This window comes from Acanthopleuribacter pedis (assembly GCF_017377855.1).
Lineage (GTDB): Bacteria > Acidobacteriota > Holophagae > Acanthopleuribacterales > Acanthopleuribacteraceae > Acanthopleuribacter > Acanthopleuribacter pedis.
In genome coordinates, this window is sequence record NZ_JAFREP010000017.1 from 135,389 (window position 1) to 153,127 (window position 17,739).

Sequence of the window (17,739 nt, forward strand, 5' to 3'; positions counted from 1 at the left end):
TTTTGTGCGGATCGCTTAAACGCCGGAATCAATTTGCCGTATCTGTAGCCTTCATATGGGGCGGAAGGTGACCGAAACCCATGTGAAAAATACCGGCCAAAGGGTCGCGCGGAGTATGTGTGTTTTAACTCAGGCGATGCACCCGTGCTGCAATTTGTGTCTAAACTTGGTAGCCGGGTTCGGGGCCGGGGCGCTCTTTAAGCGTGCGGTGTGGGTTGCTGATTTGGGAGATGCCCAGCAGACCGGTTTCATCGTCGGAGGGGCACAGCTCTTTTTCTTTTTTGGCGCAGCCGCCGCAACTGGGTTCTTCGTCCATAAAGTGGGCCGTGCTGCGGCAAGATGCCTTCATGGCGACACCGCGGATAAAAAAGCCGATGCCGAGGCCGAAAAAACACAGGCCGAAAATGGTAATTGCCATCAGTGTCGTGGTTAGCATGAAAACCCCCGTCTCAAACGCCGCCCATTATAACAGAAAGTGCCCGAATTCGTTCGCTGGGTCTTGCGGGGGCGGGTCGTCGCCTGGGTTTTCCCCCGAGTCGGGTTGGTTTTCGGTAGGGGATTCGCCCGCATCGTTTCCGGTCTCGGTATCGCTTGGGGCGTCTGGGTTCGGCAGCGCCGGGGTCGGTTCACCTTCCGCCGGTTCCGAGGTTGCCGGCGTGGGTTCGCCCTCAACGGGTGCGCCGGGTGTGGGTAGCGGGGGGTTGCCCTGGACGGCGGATGCCTCGGTGCGGGGTAAGCAGAAGAGTTCGACAGCGGGACGACCGGCCTGGGGTACACCCGCGTAGTTGAAATCGAAACTGTTGCCGCCGTCGACCCACAAGGTGACCGCGCTGTCGACCGCGGCGTCGGGGGAGGTTAGGGTTAAGCGCAATGGCCGACGGGCGCTCGCCAGGGGCTCGAAATCGAGTTGAAGCCAGGCGTTGTCTTGGAGCGTGGCGGCGTCAACGGTCTGCCGCCAGAGGGGCCGCGCTTGCTCGTCGGGGCCGTTATCGTCCTCAATGGTTACGATCAACGTGCTGCGATTGATGCGGTTGTAGGTAGCGAGGTTGATTCTAAGTCTGGTGAGCCCGTCGTGAGCGGTCATGAAGTTCATGGCGAACGGGGCGTCGGCGGTGATCGGGCCGAGGGGGCGTAACGCCGAGGCCTCGGGCTGCCATGGCGGCAGGACAGGCTGGTAGACGCGGTACAAATCGTAGCGTTCCGCGATACCCCTGCCGAAGCGGTAGGGCAAAATTCCCCGCGCATGCACGTAGAAGTTGGTGTGGGTTGTTTCGTCGCGGAGCTGGATCGGCCATGGGTTTTCAATTTCGAAACTTTGCACCAATTCGGCCCGTTCCATCAAGCTTGGGTCAACCGCGATCCGGTCGGTGCGGTGTGGAATTAACAGGCGGCGTACCTTTTGCTCCTCGCCTTTCTGCAAATACGTCATGCCCAGGCGTTCGCCGGTGAAACGAACCCCCATTTCACCGACCACGTGAATCTGGCTCGGGTCTTCCGGCAGCGGTAGACGGCTGAGATCTTGGGCATGGGAAAAGGTGCGTTCGCTCTGGGCGGTGGTCCAGCCGAGCACAACGGAAAGGAGCGTCGCCAGCAGCAAACCACCGCGGATGGCGGGCACCGCGGGCAAGGTTTTCAGGAGCGCCAAGAAGGTTGCGCCGAGTAGCAGCAGGTTATAGCGGGGCGAGGCGAAGGCGGCGAGGAACATTTGGAACATCGCCATGCCGCCGGCCCAAACCAGGAGCGTGAACCACCAAAGCGCGTATTCGCGATCCGTGGCCAGTTCCTTCAAGGCGCGGGGAATTAAGGCGACAAAAGCTAAGCCAAGCGCCGTGAACAGCCAGGGCAACCAGCCCGGGAAACCGACGCCGACAAAAGGCAACACCAGGACCCAGCCCCAGCCAAGGCAGGCGAGCAGTGGGTAAGCGGGGCCGTCCTGGCCGCGGAAGGCCGTCGAGAACGGGGCGAAGAACCCGAGCGCGGCGCCGAGGTACAGCACCATCACGCGGGTTTTGGCCCAAATATTTTCCAGGACGAGCCCTTTATTGACCTCGGTGGTGATGCTTAATGCTTCGCGAGGCGGCGCAAAGTAAGGAAAGATGCCGTGGTTGTAATAGACCTGGCCAAGCCAGAGCACGAACGGTGCCAGGACCGCGATGGTGAGCACCAGGGTTTCGCCGACACGACCCCGTCCCACGCCGCGTAACGCCATCAGGACCAACAAGCCCAGGCCTTGGTAGGCGGTGAAAACGGCGCACCAAGCGCAAAACAGCGCGAGCGTGTACTGAACCACCGCGGCGCGACCGGATCGGTCCATGGCGCGTTCCCAAAACCACAAGCCGCCCACCCAAAAGGCGAACAGGGGTACATCGGCCATGAGTGTTACCGCATTGGGTAGAAAAAGCGGGCCGAGCACCAAGGCCAGCGCCAGCCAGCCGGGCTGTTCGGTAGTGCGGCGGATCAGACCCGCGCAACCCAAGGCCGCGAGGATTAAAAACGGCGCAAAAGCCAAGTGCATAAAAAACAGGTGGTCGCCCCATTGGGGGCCAAGGGCGGTTTGGAGGAGGCGCAGGTAATAGGGAATGAGGGGGGGATGGGTGCTTTCGAAAACCACAAAGTCACGTAAGACCTGGCCGTGGAAAACGTAGTCGGCAACTTCTGAACGGGCGGGATTCCAAGTGAGCCGCGCGGCATAGTCGAGGAACACGCGGTCGTCGTTGAGGATTCCTGTGTCGGCCAAGGGTGCATAGGCGACCAAACAAATAAAGATGATGGCCAGGATCGAGCCGATCGATAGATCTTGCTCGTGGCCGGAATCCGAACCGAAGTAGGCATTCATGAGAAGGTTCCTCGCCGCGATCCACGAGACGGTTTGCCCGCTGCATCGCGTGCGGTCCCCCCTTTGATCGCTGTGTTATTCGCATCAGTTGGTGCTGTTTGGGACAAAACACGCGCGTTGTGGTCGCGTGTAGGGCCGACCCACCCTTGTTCCAAAAAGTGGGACGACGGTGAGCCCCTGGAGCTCAACGGCACGCTAAGCCTACCTGTCACAGCTTTTGCAAGCAAGCGAAGGACGAAAAAAGGGCGGTCTTTTGATGCGGAAGCGACGGTTTTCAAGGGTGGACCCAATATTTCTGTGAATATTCTGGTTTAAATATGCAAAATTATGTTAGTTTATGCGGCGTTTATCCAGGGTTCGAATGCCGCGACCATTCGAGCATGTGACGGCTTTGTTGCCTCGTTGATCACCGTTACACCCGGAACCTTCGCCAAGTATCAATGCAAAGCCCTTCTTTTGAGTAGCTTAGCGTCACCTTTTTGGGTCGGCGCGGTTGGCTACCCGTCTGTCTAACGCAAAATTGCAATTGCGGTTGATGGGTGGGCTGTATAGAATGGCGTTTTCAGCCAGACAATTTAACCGAGGCGGTTATCAGCATCAGCACCTGGTCACCGCCTTTCGTGTATTCGGAGGCCCCCTTTGCAAGGATACCTGCTGTTCCCTGACGGCCGTGCGCTTCAGGGCGAATTGATTGGCGCCAAACGCCCCCAACTGGGCGAATTGGTGTTCAACACTTCGATGACCGGCTATCAAGAGATTTTGACGGATCCCAGTTACCACCGCCAGATCGTGGTGTTGACTTACCCCGAGGTCGGCAACTACGGTTGTCACCTGGAGGTAAGTGAGTCGACGTTGGGCCATGCGGCCGGCATGGTGTTGCGGAACCTGAGCCCCGGCTCGTTCCACAACCGTTACCAACAAACGTTCGACGCTTTTTTGGCTGAAATCGGTGTGACCGCCATTATCGGGTTGGACACACGCAAATTGACCCAAATGATCCGAGATGAAGGCCCCCGAAATGTGATGATCGTCCCCGCGGAAATCGCGGTAGAAGAGGCTGCCAAAGATTTGGCGGCCGCGGCACCCATGGCCGGTGCCAATTTGGTTCCCGAGGTGTCTACCCAAGAAAAGGTGATCCACGGTGACGGCGAAACCCACATTGTGTTGCTCGACTTGGGCATTAAGTTGGCAACCATTCGCGCCCTGGTTGAGCGCGGTTGTCGCGTGACCCAGGTTCCCTGGAACACCGACTTTGCGGCGATTGAGGCCTTGAAGCCCGACGGCATTTTATTGTCCAACGGACCTGGTGACCCCGCCGCCGTACCCGGCGTGCGCCCCACGGTTGCCAAGCTAATGGATACCTATCCCACCATGGGCATCTGCCTTGGGTTCCAGTTAATGGCCCTTGCCATCGGCGGCGAAACTTACAAACTGCCTTTTGGCCACCGCGGCGGCAACCATCCCGTCAAATTCGACAAACGGGTGGTGATCACCTCGCAGAACCACGGTTTTGCCGTCCACGAGGAATCGATCCCGGTCGATACCTGCGAAATTACCCACCACAGTTTGTTCGATGGCTCGTTGGAAGGGTTCCGCATGCGCGAGAAACCGGTATTCGGCGTTCAGTTCCACCCCGAAGCGGCGCCCGGCCCCAACGATTGCCTCGACCACTTCGATTATTTCCTAAAACAAGTGAACCAACACAAGGGGGGCGGGGATGCCTAAACGCGAGGATATCCAAAGTGTCCTATTAATCGGCAGCGGCCCGATCATGATCGGCCAGGCCTGCGAATTCGATTATTCCGGGGTACAAGCCATTCGTGCGCTCAAAGAAGAAGGGATCCGCGTCATCCTGGTTAACTCCAACCCGGCCACGGTCATGACGGACCCCGATTTGGCCGACGCCACCTACATCGAACCCCTGACGCCTGGTTTCTTGGAAACCATCATCCAAAAAGAAAAACCCGACGCGCTGCTCCCCACCATGGGTGGCCAAACGGCGCTAAACCTCGCCATTACCTTGGCGGAGCGCGGAATTTTGGAAAAGTACGGCGTCGAGATGATCGGCGCCAGCGTTGAGGCGATCTCCCTCGGTGAGGATCGCCTCAAATTCCGCGATTTGATGACCGACAACGGCATGGACACGTGCCGCGGTGGTTTCGCGCATTCCATGGATGAGGCGCGTACCATCCAAAAAGACATCGGGTTCCCGGTAATCATCCGTCCCAGTTTCACCTTGGGCGGCTCCGGCGGTGGTGTGGCCCATTCGTTGGAAGAGTTTGAATCCATTGCCCACGCCGGTTTAACCGCTTCGCCCAACAGCCAAATCCTGGTGGAAGAATCGATCATCGGTTGGAAAGAATTTGAGCTGGAAGTCATTCGCGACAAAGCCGATAACTGCATCATCGTGTGTTCGATTGAAAACCTCGACGCCATGGGTGTGCACACCGGTGATTCCATCACCGTCGCCCCGGCGCAAACCCTCACCGACCGCGAGTACCAAACGTTGCGCGATATGTCGCTCAAGATTCTTCGCTTGGTTGGGGTTGATACCGGCGGCTCCAACGTGCAGTTTGCCGTCGATCCAAAAACCAGCCGGGTGATTGTGGTTGAGATGAACCCTCGGGTATCGCGCAGCTCCGCGCTGGCTTCCAAGGCAACGGGTTATCCGATTGCCAAGGTGGCCGCCAAACTCGCCTTGGGTTACACCTTGGACGAGTTAGCCAACCAAATTACCAAAATCACGCCGGCAAGCTTTGAGCCGAGCTTGGATTATGTGGTCATTAAGTTCCCGCGTTGGGCCTTTGAAAAGTTTCCCCGTGCCAATGCGACCCTAACCACCCAGATGAAATCCGTCGGTGAGGTGATGTCTTTGGGCCGCGGTTTCAAGGAAGCCTTCCTTAAAGCGGTGCAATCCTTGGAACAGGGCCGTCACCACCTGGGCATCCCCCGTAGCGAGCCACCTGAAAATTTGGAAAAGCGTTTGACCGTGCCCAACTGGCTGCGCATGCGCAGTATTTTTCATGCCTTGCGCGCGGGTTGGGATGTGGATCGGATTTATGAGCTGACCCACATCGACCCTTGGTTCTTGACCCACTTCCGCGACATCGTCGCCATCGAGCAACAGCTCAGCGAACACAGGCTTGACAGCTTGCCCGAGGACTTGCTGCGATTGGCCAAATTCTGGGGCCTTTCGGATGCGGGGATCGCCCTCTTGATGGGTGAGGAGGAAACCACGGTTCGTGCCAAGACGAGCCAACTCCCTTATGGCTACAAGGCCGTTGACACCTGCGCGGGCGAGTTCCCCTGCGAAACCCCCTACCTCTACGGTGCGGCCGGCGAGGAAAGCGAAGTGGAACCCCTGCCGGGACCGAAAGTGGTCATCATCGGCAGTGGTCCCAACCGTATCGGTCAAGGGATTGAGTTCGATTACTGTTGTGTTCAGGCCGTTAACGGATTCAAAAAGGCCGGCTTCAAAACCATCATGGTCAACTGCAACCCGGAAACGGTTTCGACCGATTTCGACGTGGCCGACCGGCTTTACTTCGAACCGCTCACGCTTGAACGGGTTCTCTCGATCCTCAACTTCGAGAAACCGGACGCGGTCGCGGTAGCCTTCGGCGGTCAAACTTCGCTCAACCTGGCCGAACCCCTTTCGGATTTGGGGTTCCGCATCATCGGGACTTCCAGTGAAATCATCCACCGTGTTGAGGACCGCGAGGCGTTCGCCCAAGTCATCGAAGCCACCAACCTGCGCCAAGCTGAAAACCGAACCGCCAACGACATTGAGGAAGCCAATGCCTTTGCCAAGGAACTTGGGTTTCCCTTGATGGTACGACCCAGCTTTGTCTTGGGTGGCCGGGCGATGTCGATTGTATGGGATCAGGAAGAGTTGGACCACAGCCTGCGATTGGCGATGGAAGCAACCCCGAACCAACCGATTTTCATCGACCGCTTCTTAGACGACGCCATCGAATTGGACGTGGACGCGATGGCCGACGGCAAACAGGTTTCCATCGTCGGCATCATGCAGCATATCGAGGAAGCGGGTATTCACTCCGGCGATTCCTCCTGCGTCCTACCGCCGGTTGCGCTTTCGCCCACCCAAATCACCGAAATCAAACGCGCCACCCGCGCATTGGCGGAAAACCTCGGCGTTGTCGGCCTGCTCAACGTGCAATACGCCATCTGGCGCGACGAGCTGTACGTGATTGAGGCGAACCCGCGCTGTTCCCGTACCGTACCCTTCGCCGCCAAGGCGATTGGTTTCCCGGTCGCCGAAACCGCGGCCAGGGTGATGGCCGGTGCGACGCTGGAAGAATTGAACTTCCCGCTGGAGCCCGAACCCTACATGTGGCACGTCAAATCACCGGTGTTCCCGTTTAATAAGTTGCAAGGCGAAGACCCGGTACTCGGCCCGGAAATGAAATCCACCGGCGAGGTGATGGGTTCGGCGCGCAGCTTCGGCAACGCCTACGCCAAGGCCTACCGCGCTACCAACTACGAGTTGCCGCGTGAGGGCAAAGCCTTTATCAGTGTCACCGACAGTGATAAGCAGGTGATCGCCCAAGTCGCCCGCGAACTGTACCAACTTGGTTTTACCATCGTAGCCACCCGCGGTACGGCCCAGTTCCTGCGTGAACGTGGGGTGCCTACCGAGGATATCGCCAAGCGCCACCAGGGCAGCCCGAACATTGTCGATGCCATTCAGGGCGGCGAAATCGCGTTGATCATCAACACCCCGGTCGGCAAAGAAAGCCACGAGGATGACCGTTACATTCGGTTCGAGGCCTTGCGCTTAAACGTCCCATGCATCACGACAACCTCGGCCGCGATGGCGGTAGTTGCCGCGATCCGTGCGATTAAATCGGAACGTCTGACGGCCGACAGCCTGCAAGACCTGGCCCGCGACCGAGCCTAACAAACAAAGGGGACCGGATGCTTCCATCCGGTCCCCTTTGTTCAACTTGGCCGTGTGCCGGAATCCGAGCACGCTTCTAACAGCCCTGGACGGTGGGCCTTCTGGTATGCGTGCTTCATCACTCTCATGATCTATCATCCCGATGGCTCCAGCAGCCTGGTTATCATCGACCGGGAGAATCGCCGATCCCCCCTGAGCAGACCAGGGGTGTGCTCTTTGTAATGCTTAATCCATCTTTTGAGGGGTGCGTTCACCGTCGGAAAATTCCACTCGGAAAACAGAGCCACCGGTTGGTTTTTCCACCCAAAACGCTTTGCCCTGCATCGTTTGTTCGTTGCCGTTCTGATGGTACCTAATGATCTGGATGGTGGTATTTAAGATGCTTTTCTCACCAACATTGAGCGTCGAGGGCGGTTTTGTCAGGAGTTGGTCTAGGTCGATTTTTGACAATTCGTTCAAACCGGTTCGACCAGGTGACTCAGGTAGGTAAGCATCGGAAGGGGCGGTCGCCTGATCCCATAAGGGATGAACCCGGAGCTTTTCCAGATGACGCTGGTCAAACTGTATTGAAAAGACGTTTTCGGATGCACGGTGTTTGGGCACGTCGGAAGTCAAACCTTCTTCTTGGGGCGAATGCGGCTCGGAAGCAGGCTGGTCAACGTGCTGTTGCCGATCCTGGGATTGATGTGCCGTGGGTAAGATGAGGTCGTACCCGTAAACAATACCTGCGAAAAGAAGCAAACCTAGGGTAATCGGCCATGTTATCCAATGCACGCCCAGCACTTTGTTCGAGACAATAGGTCGGTGCTCGCCGGGATCATTGAGGTGAACATCGCCCGTTTCTAATCCTTCAACCAAGGTATCAATGGTTTTTTCAAATCGTTTCATTGCTTCTTCCAGGTATCTCGAAAAAAAGTGCTCAGCAGCTTGGCCGCCTCTTCACTGGTACTTGCTTTTGAAAGCGGGATTTCTAAAAGCCGAATCGAATAATTCTCTCTGCGTATGTTCTTCACCATATTGACCGCCACCAGCACCAGCGATTCCATCGCGGTACCCAAGGCGGCCACTTCAATTTGCGGATTGGCGTAAATCCCTACATAAATCACGCCCATTCCGGTAAAACCAATGAGAATCGCGAAGGAAAGAAGAATCCGCTCAGGAACCTTTCCATCCGCAATCGCGTCTTGCAACACGTCGTGAATTGACCGTCCTACCATGCAAGCTACTCCCTGTTGACCTTGAGGTCAAATGTCAGGTGCACATTTTTTTGCCAAAGAGACGGGGGACATCACAGCAGGGCGAGGCTCACCCGAAAATCTGAGGGTGCCGGCAATCAGTAAGTCTCTGTGTTGGCTTTGTTTTGCTAAATATTAGTCGCGCAAAGTCGCAAGCGCCAGGGTTTTTTTGGGTTGTCGGTATTTTTTTATAAAAAGTTTTCATTCGCGACTTCCGCTAACCGTCGGGTTCCGCCTCAAATACCCATCCGCTTACCCTTCACCTCGAACCAGATCTCGCGGCCTCGCCTTGGTTTGATGGAATGGGAGGCGGTTTCCTCATAGGCGCGTATCTCGAAGCGGTTGGCCAGGTGCTCCTGGAATTCCTCTGACGCCACCGCGAAAGGTGGGCCTTCCCGACGGGTAACCTGGCGAAACACCATGCCGAGGTAGGTGCCGCCGGGCTTGAGGGCACGCTGGATACCGTCGAGGTAATCGCCTCGGTCGCTCGGATCGAGCGCACAGAAACAGGTGTATTCCCAGATCCAATCGAAACGGGCCGCGAAATCGAGCCGGCGCACGTCGGCCTGTTCCCAGCTTAATCGTGGATGCTCGTAGGTAGTTTGGGCCGTGGCCAGGGCCGTGGGGGCGAAGTCGACGCCGAGCGTGTGACCGCCTTTTTTCGCCCAATAAAACGCGTCGTGCCCCGTACCGCAGCCGGGAACCAGCACCGAACCGGTGACCTTGGTGTCGCGCAAAAACGCGATCAACGCCGGGGTTACGCCGCCCAGGTCCCAGCGCGTGTCGGCGTCCTGCCAGACCTGTTCCCAATGGGCGGCCGATAAAAAGGGATCAGTCATTGGCCGCTTCGGCGGTTTTTCCTTTGTAACGCGAGAAGCTGTAGAAATCGTTTTCAAGCCACTGGATCCACGCTTTTTGGTCGGCGACTTGGCGCGTGATGGCGGTCATGATCCCGGCCAGCTCCGTCATGTTTTCGATGTCCAGGTGTTCGGGGTTGTCGTGTACCTGGTGGTAGTGCTCACCGCCGCCCCAGGTGGAAAAAGAGTGGGCCGGAATGCCCACCGCGGTGCGTTTCTCGCGGTCGGACTCCAGCATCGCGAAGCGAATGTTGTCGGAGCGCACAAACAAATTGAGCTTGGGGAACGGGGCGTCCACGTATTCCCAACCCGCATCCTTGGCTTTGGCGATGACGATTTTGTGCAGATCGCTGTAAGGGCCGCCGGTTAGCCACAGCTTCTTTTTGCCGAGCTTTTTGGTGTGACCCACCATCTCAAAGTTGAGATTAACCACCATTTTCTCCAGCGGTAACAGCGGGTTTTTGGCAAAATGACCCGAGCCGAACAAACCCAACTCCTCGGCCGCCCAGCCGATGATCACCACGGAACGCTTCGGGCCGCGCCCTTCTTTCTTCATTTTGGCCAGCACCTCGCCGACCGCCAAACAGACCGCCACACCACTGGCATTGTCGTCGGCCCCGTTAAAAATGAGGTCGCCTTCGCCCTCGGGTTTGGTGCCCACGTGGTCGTAATGGGCGCTCAGCATGATCCATTCGTCTTTGAGCTTGGGATCGGAACCCTCGAGCATGGCCATCACATTTCGCGCCGAAAGTTCTTGTTTCTGAAACGTGAAATCAAACGATTGGAAGTAACCTTCAGCTCCTGGCAACGGCTTTAGGCCGAGGGTTTTAAATTCATTGGCCAGCCATTCGGCGGCGCGTTTTGCGCCCGGCGTCCCCTCTTTGCGACCTTCCATGGCGTCGCCGGCGAGTTCGTCAACCCAGGTTTTTAACTGTTTGGCGCTGGTTTGGGGGATCGGCTCCTCGGCGGAAACCCAAAAGGGTGCGGTCAGACAGCAGCAAAGCAGGATGCGAATGAGGGTAAAGCGGGAAGGGTTCATAGGAGGTCTTTCCTTTAAAGCGAGATGGTTTTGAAGGGGCCCTGGTCAGCGGATGTGAAAATTGAGTGAGGCATTTACAGAAAAGCCATTTTACCTTATGCAACGACCAAGAAAAGAAAACGCCGTATCAAAATTGTGCTGGTACCCTTCGTGCTTGAACGGCGTGGGGACCTGTGGTTTGGTTGGGGCATGTTCCTGAAACCCACATTTTTGGGAGGGCCCCTTGTCCCACGCGTCAAACCCGTCCTCGGATTCACCCACTGCTTGGCAATTCTGGATTGATCGCGGCGGTACCTTTACCGATATCGTTGCTCGCCGGCCCGACGGCAGCCTCAGTGCCCATAAATTCCTGTCGGAACACCCGGAACGCTACCGCGACGCGGCGTTGTTCGGCATGCGCAGCCTGCTTCAATCCGCGCCCGCGAAGCACCGGAACGGGGAACCGAACCTTTCTCAGGCGTGCGTCGAAGCCGTCAAAATGGGAACGACGGTGGCGACCAACGCCTTGTTGGAACGCAAGGGCGCCAAAACCCTGTTCGTGGTTACGGAAGGGTTCGGTGATGTGTTGCATATCGGCAGCCAGCATCGACGCGATATTTTCGCCAGGAAAATTGAGAAGCCCGTGCCCCTGTTTTCGCGGGTTGTCGAAGTCAGGGAACGCATTTCGGTTGACGGCATGGCGCTGTTCCCACTCGACGAGGACCACGCGCGCGCGGCCCTTCAGCAGGCTTTTGACGACGGCTTCGAGGCGGTGGCGGTGGCGCTGGTCCACGGTTATCGGCACCCCGCCCATGAACGCCGCCTGGGCGCATTGGCCGCCGCGGTAGGTTTTACCCAAGTTTCCCTCAGCCACCAGGTGACCGGCTTAATTCGTCTGGTCCATCGTGCCGATACCACCGTGGCCGATGCCTACCTTTCGCCCGTGTTGCGTCGTTACGTGGCACAGGTCCAGGCGGAAACAGGCGATATTCCGCTGCTGTTTATGCAGAGCAACGGCGGTTTAATCGCGGCCGACGCCTTCCAAGGCAAAAACAGTGTTTTGTCCGGGCCGGCGGGCGGTATCGTCGGCGCGGTTGCCACCGCCGAACAAGCCGGATTCCCCCGGGTGATTACCTTCGACATGGGCGGTACCTCCACCGATGTGGCCCACTACAGCGGCGATTTGGAACGCGCCTACAACCGTGAGGTCGCCGGCATACGTCTGCAAGCGCCGATGATGGACATTCACACCGTGGCGGCGGGCGGTGGTTCCATCCTCAGCTTCGACGGCCTGCGCTTCCAGGTCGGTCCCGCCTCGGCCGGCGCGGATCCCGGACCGGCGGCCTATGGAAGGGGTGGACCGGCCACGGTTACCGACGCCAACTTGATTCTCGGCCGTTTGGTACCTGCCTGTTTTCCCAAAGTATTCGGGCCCAACGGCGATTTAGGCCTCGACAGCGAGGCGGCCCTCGCCCGCTTTCAAACTTTGGCCGACCAAAGCACTGCCGCAACGGGTAACGCCACGACGGCGGTCGATGTCGCCGAGGGTTGCCTGCGCCTCGCGGTGGCGGGCATGGCCGACGCGGTGAAAAAGATTTCACTCCAGCAAGGTCGCGATGTCGCCGGCTACGCCTTGCAGTGTTTCGGCGGCGCGGGCGGCCAGCTCGCCTGCCGTGTTGCCGCCGAGCTGGGCATGCGTACGGTTCTGGTCCATCCTTTCGCCGGCGTTTTATCCGCTTACGGCATGGGTTTGGCCGATGTTCGCGTGCTTGAATCGCGTACCGTGGAACAACCTTTAACCGAGAGGATGTGGCCCGAACTCAACGAACTGGCTTCCCAACTGAAAACCCAGACGGTGGCAACCCTTGAGGCGCCCAAACATGCGACACCGAGCTTCCACGTCAGCCTCCAGGTCAAATACGAAGGCAGCGATGAAGCGCTGCGTGTTCCCTTCGAATCCGTCGCGCAAGCGACCGAGGCGTTTGTCGCACGACACCGCGCGCGTTACGGCTTTGTGTTGGAAGGCAAAACCCTGCTGGTGGCAAGCCTTGAGGTGGAGGCGCGTTTGGCCGAAAACACCCTGAACCAACTGCCGACCATGCCTTCCGTTTTTGTTGACGGCCCACCCCCCGAACACCACATGTGGTTGGACGGCGTCCGAACCGCGGTACCGGTTTACGACTGGGCGGCACTCGAACCCGGCCAAGCAATTGACGGTCCCGCGGTCATCGTCAACCCGCTAACCGCGGTCACGGTGGATCCCGGCTGGCGCGCCCGCCACGAACAATGCCTCATGGTGGAGCGCGTCGGCACCCAGGTTGCCGGCGGCGGGGACGATCCCAACGCGGTTGCAGTCGATCCAGTGCGCCTCGAAATCTTTAACAACCTCTACATGTCCATTGCCGAACAAATGGGGTTTGTGCTCCAAAACACCAGCGTCTCGGTCAATATTAAGGAACGGCTTGATTTTTCCTGCGCGGTCTTCGACGGCAATGGGTTCCTGATTGCCAACGCGCCTCACATGCCGGTCCATTTGGGCTCCATGGGCGAGAGTGTGCAGGCCTTGATTCAGCGCCACCGTGAGGAACAACGCCTCTTTGCGCCGGGGGATGTTTACGCGATCAACGATCCCTACAACGGCGGCACCCACCTGCCCGATATCACCGTGGTTTCTCCTGTCTTTGATCGCGCGGGTGCTGAGCTTTTGTTTTTTGTCGCCTCACGGGGTCACCATGCGGACGTCGGCGGCAAAACCCCGGGCTCCATGCCGCCGTTCAGCAGGTCCATCGAGGAAGAAGGCGTGCTGTTCGACATGGTTCCGCTGGTGGAAAACGGGGCCTGGCGGGAGGAAGCCCTGTTGGCTTTGCTCAGCTCGGGTCCCTACCCCGCCCGCAATCCAGCGCAAAACATGGCCGACCTGCGTGCCCAAGCGGCGGCCAACCACAAAGGTGCGGAAGAACTGCGAAAGTTGGTGGATCGCTACGGTCGCGCGGTGGTCATCGCCTACATGCAACACGTACAGGATTACGCGGAAACCTGTGTGCGCCGTGTGATTGGTGTGTTGAAGAGCGGCGCTTTCCGCTATACCTGTGATTCCGGCAGCGTCGTCGCGGTCCAGGTCACCACCGACCCCGAGCAAGGTACCGCGGTTGTGGATTTCACCGGTACCTCACCGCAACAAGACGACAACTTCAACGCCCCCGCGGCCGTTACCAAAGCCGCGGTTCTGTATGTGTTTCGCTGTTTGGTGGAAGAGAACATCCCGCTTAACGCCGGTTGCCTCAAGCCACTGACGATTCATATCCCCGAGGGCAGTATGCTTGCGCCGCGTTTTCCGGCCGCGGTGGTCGCGGGCAACGTCGAAACCTCGCAAGTGGTGACGGATGCCTTATTTGGCGCGCTCGGCGTGCAAGCCGCCGCCCAAGGTACGATGAACAACTTCACCTTCGGCAATGCGACGCGACAATACTACGAAACCATTTGTGGCGGCGCCGGCGCGGGTGATGGATACGACGGTGCCGATGCGGTTCAAACCCACATGACCAACTCCCGCATTACCGATGTCGAGGTTTTGGAATTGCGTTTTCCGGTCTTGTTGGAACGGTTCGCAATCCGTCGTGGGAGTGGCGGCGCGGGTCGTTTTCGGGGCGGCGACGGCGTGGTCCGGCGCGTGCGCTTTTTGGCCGCGATGACCGCGGCGATCCTGGCCAACCGTCGCGAAGTTCCGCCCTTCGGTCTTGGTGGTGGTCAATCAGGGCGGGCGGGTCGAACCCGATGGTGGCGCATCACCGGGGCCGTCGACACCTTGCCCAGTTGTGCGGAGATCGCTGTTGCGCCAGGCGACGTGTTGGAAATCGAAACGCCGGGTGGTGGGGGGTTCGGTGATGCAGCGAACGAAAAAGCGCGATGACCCGTATGAACCTAAGTCCGGGTATCGCGCTTGTCGGTTTGGGGCCGCCCGGTTTTCCACCAAACACCATCACCGGCGGCACCCATCATGTTAACCAATTCAGATTTCGTTCTGGAAATCCAAGTGGATTAGTAACACGCTTGGATAGAGCAAATACACGCTTCGTAAGCTTTTAACCATTTAGCCGAGCCGCGCTTGCCAAATTGGTCGGCGTACTGCATGCAGCTAAACTGGACATCGGGTGGCGTATCGCCGCCAACCAACTGAGAAGCGCCGGTGGCTACGGCGGAAAACAAAAATACAGAAACAAGAATCTTCTTGAGCATAAGTCATCTCCAGGACATGAGGATTAAATCTTTGCTTTGTGAGCTCGATCACAATACATTGAAAGCGAAAATAAAGTCAAATACGAAAATAGACTTGCAGTCTTCATTAGCGGTTTTTCTGTTTATTTCAGTAAAAGATAACCTTTGCGAAAAGCAATCGATGCGCGGCGCTCGGGTGCCCTGACGGTTTTCCCCGCTCCATCTGTCGGGGAAACAAAGCACGTGTTCGTATCCAGAAAATGGGGAAGCACTGCCATTTCGCGGTTGTTTTCCGGTTACAGGTTGGCTATGGTTCCGAGGCCGGGTTTCGATAAGAATGTGTGCTTTGTAAAAAAAGCAGGAACAACGACGGATTTTCCCGCCTCGTGGTCACCAACCTTGCAGCACCACGGGACCTTCGCTTTTTGTTGCGATCGTGACCCCCCACTGTCGGCCGCCTTTTTTGCGCCGCCGTACCTTACCCAAGGAAGTACCATGCAGCGAGTGAAACGCCTTCTGCCCTTGTTGGCCTGTCTGATCCTGATGTTGTCTTTGAATGCTTGCCTTAGCTTTCATCGGCAAGCAGTGTTTTTTCCCGAGGATCAGCGGCTGATTATGGAAGGCGTCATCGATTCCTACACCCCCAAGCGTTTGGCCGAGGTGCTGGAGCGCAATCCCCAGATCACCACCATTGTTTTGCTGGACGTGGAAGGTTCGGTCGACGACGAGGCCAATTTCGTGGCTGCTCGGCTTGTCAGAGAAAAAGGACTGGCGACCCATGTTCCGGCCAATGGGGTGATTGCCTCAGGGGGCACCGACTTTTTCCTGGCCGGCGTGAAACGCACCATCGAGCCGGGCGCCCAAATCGGGGTTCATTCTTGGGCCGAGGGATTCGGTAAGGCGGAATTGCAGGGCGGCGATCTTGCCAAAGATCACCCCGACCATCAGATCTACCTCGAGTACTACCGCGACATGAACATCCCCGAATCCTTTTATTGGTTCACCCTTGAAGCTGCGCCTGCCGAGGGCATGCACTGGATGTCCCGTGAAGAAATGGAACAGTACGGATTTCTGACGGAAAAACCTTAAGGTGCGTGCTTTTTCTTTCGAAAACCAACTTTTGTGACAGCCGTAGCAACCTCTGTCGGCATCGAAAATCACCACTATTAACTCTGTGATAAACAGCACGTAAGGCGGCGCCTGCTGTTGACGGTAGCGCGTGGGTTGATTAAGGTTTTTAGCCATCGTGTACAACGCAAAACTTATCGTACTTTCTTTTGCTTTTGAAACTAAATAAGTCGGGTACTCCGCGTAATAAATCCCGAAAATTATCTTTATTTTGCGAATTTAATTGGTAAGAGAGACGGCGCAAAAGGCATCGGGGTGTGGTACAATAGGCCTCGCTGCCTGCTTTTGATGCATGAACCCTTTTTTTATGGGTCAATCTTTCGATTTTTATTGCATGTATTAGAGAGACGAATTCGATTCCGCCGGCATCTTCATTCTTCTTAAACCCGGCATTCCATAATCATTCACATAGGTTTGAACCAACGCGAACCTATCTATTTATCGTGCTACGGACCATGCCCTTGGTCGCGATATCCCTGTGCCTTCAGCCCTTTTCCCTCGCCTCCCTTGGGAAAACCTATGACGCAACCCTCGCTTGCGTTTCGGCACAGCCCGTCGCCGGCCCCGTCGATCCCCACGGGCTGTCTCGGTGCTTGTCCCTGCACGTTCACGATGAGGTATCCTCAAATGCAAAAAACGGCTGCAATCAATCTGTGGTTTCCCCACTTCGAACGTCATGTCATTGGCTTAATGGAAAAAAACGGTCTGCGCGCTTGTCGCCTGGCCATCGGTATCATTTTTATTTGGTTCGGGATGCTTAAACCCCTCGGTTTAAGTCCCGCCGATCAACTCGTCCGCGACGTCACCTTCTGGATTCCGATCCCGCACTTTGTGTTTCTGCTCGGGCTCTGGGAAGTCGCCATCGGCGTGTGTTTCTTGTTTCAACCGCTGACCCGCTTCGGGGTCGCGCTTTTGTTCATGCACATGCCCGGCACGGTGTTGCCCTTTTTCCTCTTGCCGGAACAGTGTTGGCGCGTGTTTCCCCACGCACTCACCCTGGAAGGGCAGTACATTGTCAAGAATTTGGTATTGGTCGCCGCGGCCTTGGTGGTCGGCGGCAAGGTGCGCCGTCACAGGGACGACGTGCAACGTCTGGCGCCTTTTACCGGCGAGGGCTTTCTGTCCTTGCTCAACCACGGAACCTGGATCGATATCGCGCCAGGGACCACGCTGATCCGTCAGGGTGAGCACCACGATTACCTTTACTACCTGGCCGCGGGTCGCGGCTCGGTCGAAATCGACGGGCGGCCCGTGGCCGAGTTGTCGGCGGGCCAGTTGATTGGTGAAATGAGTTACCTGACCCGTCAAGGCGCCGGTGCCACGGTCAAGGCGGCCGAAGCCATGCGCCTCGTTCGTTGGTCCAAGCTGCATCTTGCCAAGTTGCAGCGGGAGCAACCGGATCTGCTGGAAGCCCTGCAAGCCGCCATCTGCCAGGATCTGGTGTGCAAACTGCAACAGCGGCCCGTGATCGCCGAAGCCGGTTCACAACCGCCCCGAAACCGTCGTGGCGCGGCGGCTTAAACGACCGA

Annotated in this window: 12 protein-coding genes; 5 read left to right on the forward strand and 7 right to left on the reverse strand. The window is 57.5% G+C overall.

Annotated features, from left to right (window positions below):
* Positions 1-160 precede the first annotated feature (160 nt).
* Positions 161-436 (reverse strand): hypothetical protein, encoded by a 276-nt coding sequence (locus J3U88_RS18410; RefSeq protein ID WP_207860406.1) that lies wholly within the window; start codon positions 434-436, stop codon positions 161-163.
* A gap of 27 nt (positions 437-463) precedes the next feature.
* Positions 464-2,836, reverse strand: coding sequence for a hypothetical protein (locus J3U88_RS18415; protein ID WP_207860407.1), 2,373 nt, complete (start codon positions 2,834-2,836; stop codon positions 464-466).
* Positions 2,837-3,475: 639 nt separating this feature from the next.
* Between J3U88_RS18415 and carA the strand changes: the two genes are divergently transcribed.
* Together carA and carB are read left to right on the forward strand one after the other, a co-directional pair.
* Entirely contained in the window at positions 3,476-4,561 is a 1,086-nt protein-coding gene (gene carA, locus J3U88_RS18420) for a glutamine-hydrolyzing carbamoyl-phosphate synthase small subunit (RefSeq protein ID WP_207860408.1), read from the forward strand.
* Positions 4,554-7,757, forward strand: coding sequence for a carbamoyl-phosphate synthase large subunit (gene carB / locus J3U88_RS18425; RefSeq protein WP_207860409.1), 3,204 nt, complete (start codon positions 4,554-4,556; stop codon positions 7,755-7,757). Before carA ends, carB begins: the two co-directional genes overlap by 8 nt.
* A 225-nt stretch (positions 7,758-7,982) precedes the next feature.
* Here the strand turns inward: carB and J3U88_RS18430 are convergent, their stop codons facing one another.
* The 4 genes from J3U88_RS18430 to J3U88_RS18445 form a co-directional block, all read right to left on the reverse strand.
* Positions 7,983-8,645: a hypothetical protein gene (locus J3U88_RS18430; RefSeq protein WP_207860410.1), complete on the reverse strand. Its 663-nt coding sequence runs from the start codon at positions 8,643-8,645 to the stop codon at positions 7,983-7,985.
* Positions 8,642-8,974, reverse strand: a complete 333-nt coding sequence (locus J3U88_RS18435) for a hypothetical protein (protein WP_207860411.1) — start codon at positions 8,972-8,974, stop codon at positions 8,642-8,644. Before J3U88_RS18435 ends, J3U88_RS18430 begins: the two co-directional genes overlap by 4 nt.
* A 254-nt stretch (positions 8,975-9,228) precedes the next feature.
* Positions 9,229-9,831 carry a methyltransferase domain-containing protein gene (locus tag J3U88_RS18440; RefSeq protein WP_207860412.1) on the reverse strand — a complete coding sequence of 201 codons (603 nt, stop codon included), beginning with the start codon at positions 9,829-9,831 and terminating at the stop codon, positions 9,229-9,231.
* Positions 9,824-10,888, reverse strand: a complete 1,065-nt coding sequence (locus J3U88_RS18445; protein ID WP_207860413.1) for a M20/M25/M40 family metallo-hydrolase — start codon at positions 10,886-10,888, stop codon at positions 9,824-9,826. Before J3U88_RS18445 ends, J3U88_RS18440 begins: the two co-directional genes overlap by 8 nt.
* A 223-nt stretch (positions 10,889-11,111) precedes the next feature.
* Between J3U88_RS18445 and J3U88_RS18450 the strand changes: the two genes are divergently transcribed.
* Complete coding sequence (locus J3U88_RS18450) at positions 11,112-14,777, forward strand: hydantoinase B/oxoprolinase family protein (RefSeq protein ID WP_207860414.1); 3,666 nt, start codon at positions 11,112-11,114, stop codon at positions 14,775-14,777.
* 128 nt (positions 14,778-14,905) lie between these two features.
* Here J3U88_RS18450 and J3U88_RS18455 read toward each other — a convergent pair whose 3' ends face one another.
* The gene (locus J3U88_RS18455) at positions 14,906-15,103 is read right to left on the reverse strand and encodes a hypothetical protein (protein WP_207860415.1); all 198 of its coding nucleotides are present in this window, start codon (positions 15,101-15,103) and stop codon (positions 14,906-14,908) included.
* Between the two features lie 474 nt (positions 15,104-15,577).
* Between J3U88_RS18455 and J3U88_RS18460 the strand changes: the two genes are divergently transcribed.
* Both J3U88_RS18460 and J3U88_RS18465 read left to right on the forward strand, forming a co-directional pair.
* Positions 15,578-16,171 carry a COG3904 family protein gene (locus tag J3U88_RS18460; protein WP_207860416.1) on the forward strand — a complete coding sequence of 198 codons (594 nt, stop codon included), beginning with the start codon at positions 15,578-15,580 and terminating at the stop codon, positions 16,169-16,171.
* 666 nt (positions 16,172-16,837) lie between these two features.
* On the forward strand, positions 16,838-17,731 hold the full coding sequence (locus J3U88_RS18465) for a Crp/Fnr family transcriptional regulator (protein ID WP_207860417.1): 894 nt from the start codon (positions 16,838-16,840) through the stop codon (positions 17,729-17,731).
* Positions 17,732-17,739: the final 8 nt, after the last annotated feature.

Coding starts and splice junctions, on each gene's coding strand:
- J3U88_RS18430 (WP_207860410.1), bottom strand. CDS start 8,645: ATGAAACGATTTGAAAAAACCATTGATACCTTGGTTGAAGGATTAGAA.
- J3U88_RS18440 (WP_207860412.1), bottom strand. CDS start 9,831: ATGACTGATCCCTTTTTATCGGCCGCCCATTGGGAACAGGTCTGGCAG.
- J3U88_RS18415 (WP_207860407.1), bottom strand. CDS start 2,836: ATGAATGCCTACTTCGGTTCGGATTCCGGCCACGAGCAAGATCTATCG.
- J3U88_RS18465 (WP_207860417.1), top strand. CDS start 16,838: ATGCAAAAAACGGCTGCAATCAATCTGTGGTTTCCCCACTTCGAACGT.
- J3U88_RS18455 (WP_207860415.1), bottom strand. CDS start 15,103: ATGCTCAAGAAGATTCTTGTTTCTGTATTTTTGTTTTCCGCCGTAGCC.
- carB (WP_207860409.1), top strand. CDS start 4,554: ATGCCTAAACGCGAGGATATCCAAAGTGTCCTATTAATCGGCAGCGGC.
- J3U88_RS18445 (WP_207860413.1), bottom strand. CDS start 10,888: ATGAACCCTTCCCGCTTTACCCTCATTCGCATCCTGCTTTGCTGCTGT.
- J3U88_RS18410 (WP_207860406.1), bottom strand. CDS start 436: ATGCTAACCACGACACTGATGGCAATTACCATTTTCGGCCTGTGTTTT.
- J3U88_RS18435 (WP_207860411.1), bottom strand. CDS start 8,974: ATGGTAGGACGGTCAATTCACGACGTGTTGCAAGACGCGATTGCGGAT.
- J3U88_RS18460 (WP_207860416.1), top strand. CDS start 15,578: ATGCAGCGAGTGAAACGCCTTCTGCCCTTGTTGGCCTGTCTGATCCTG.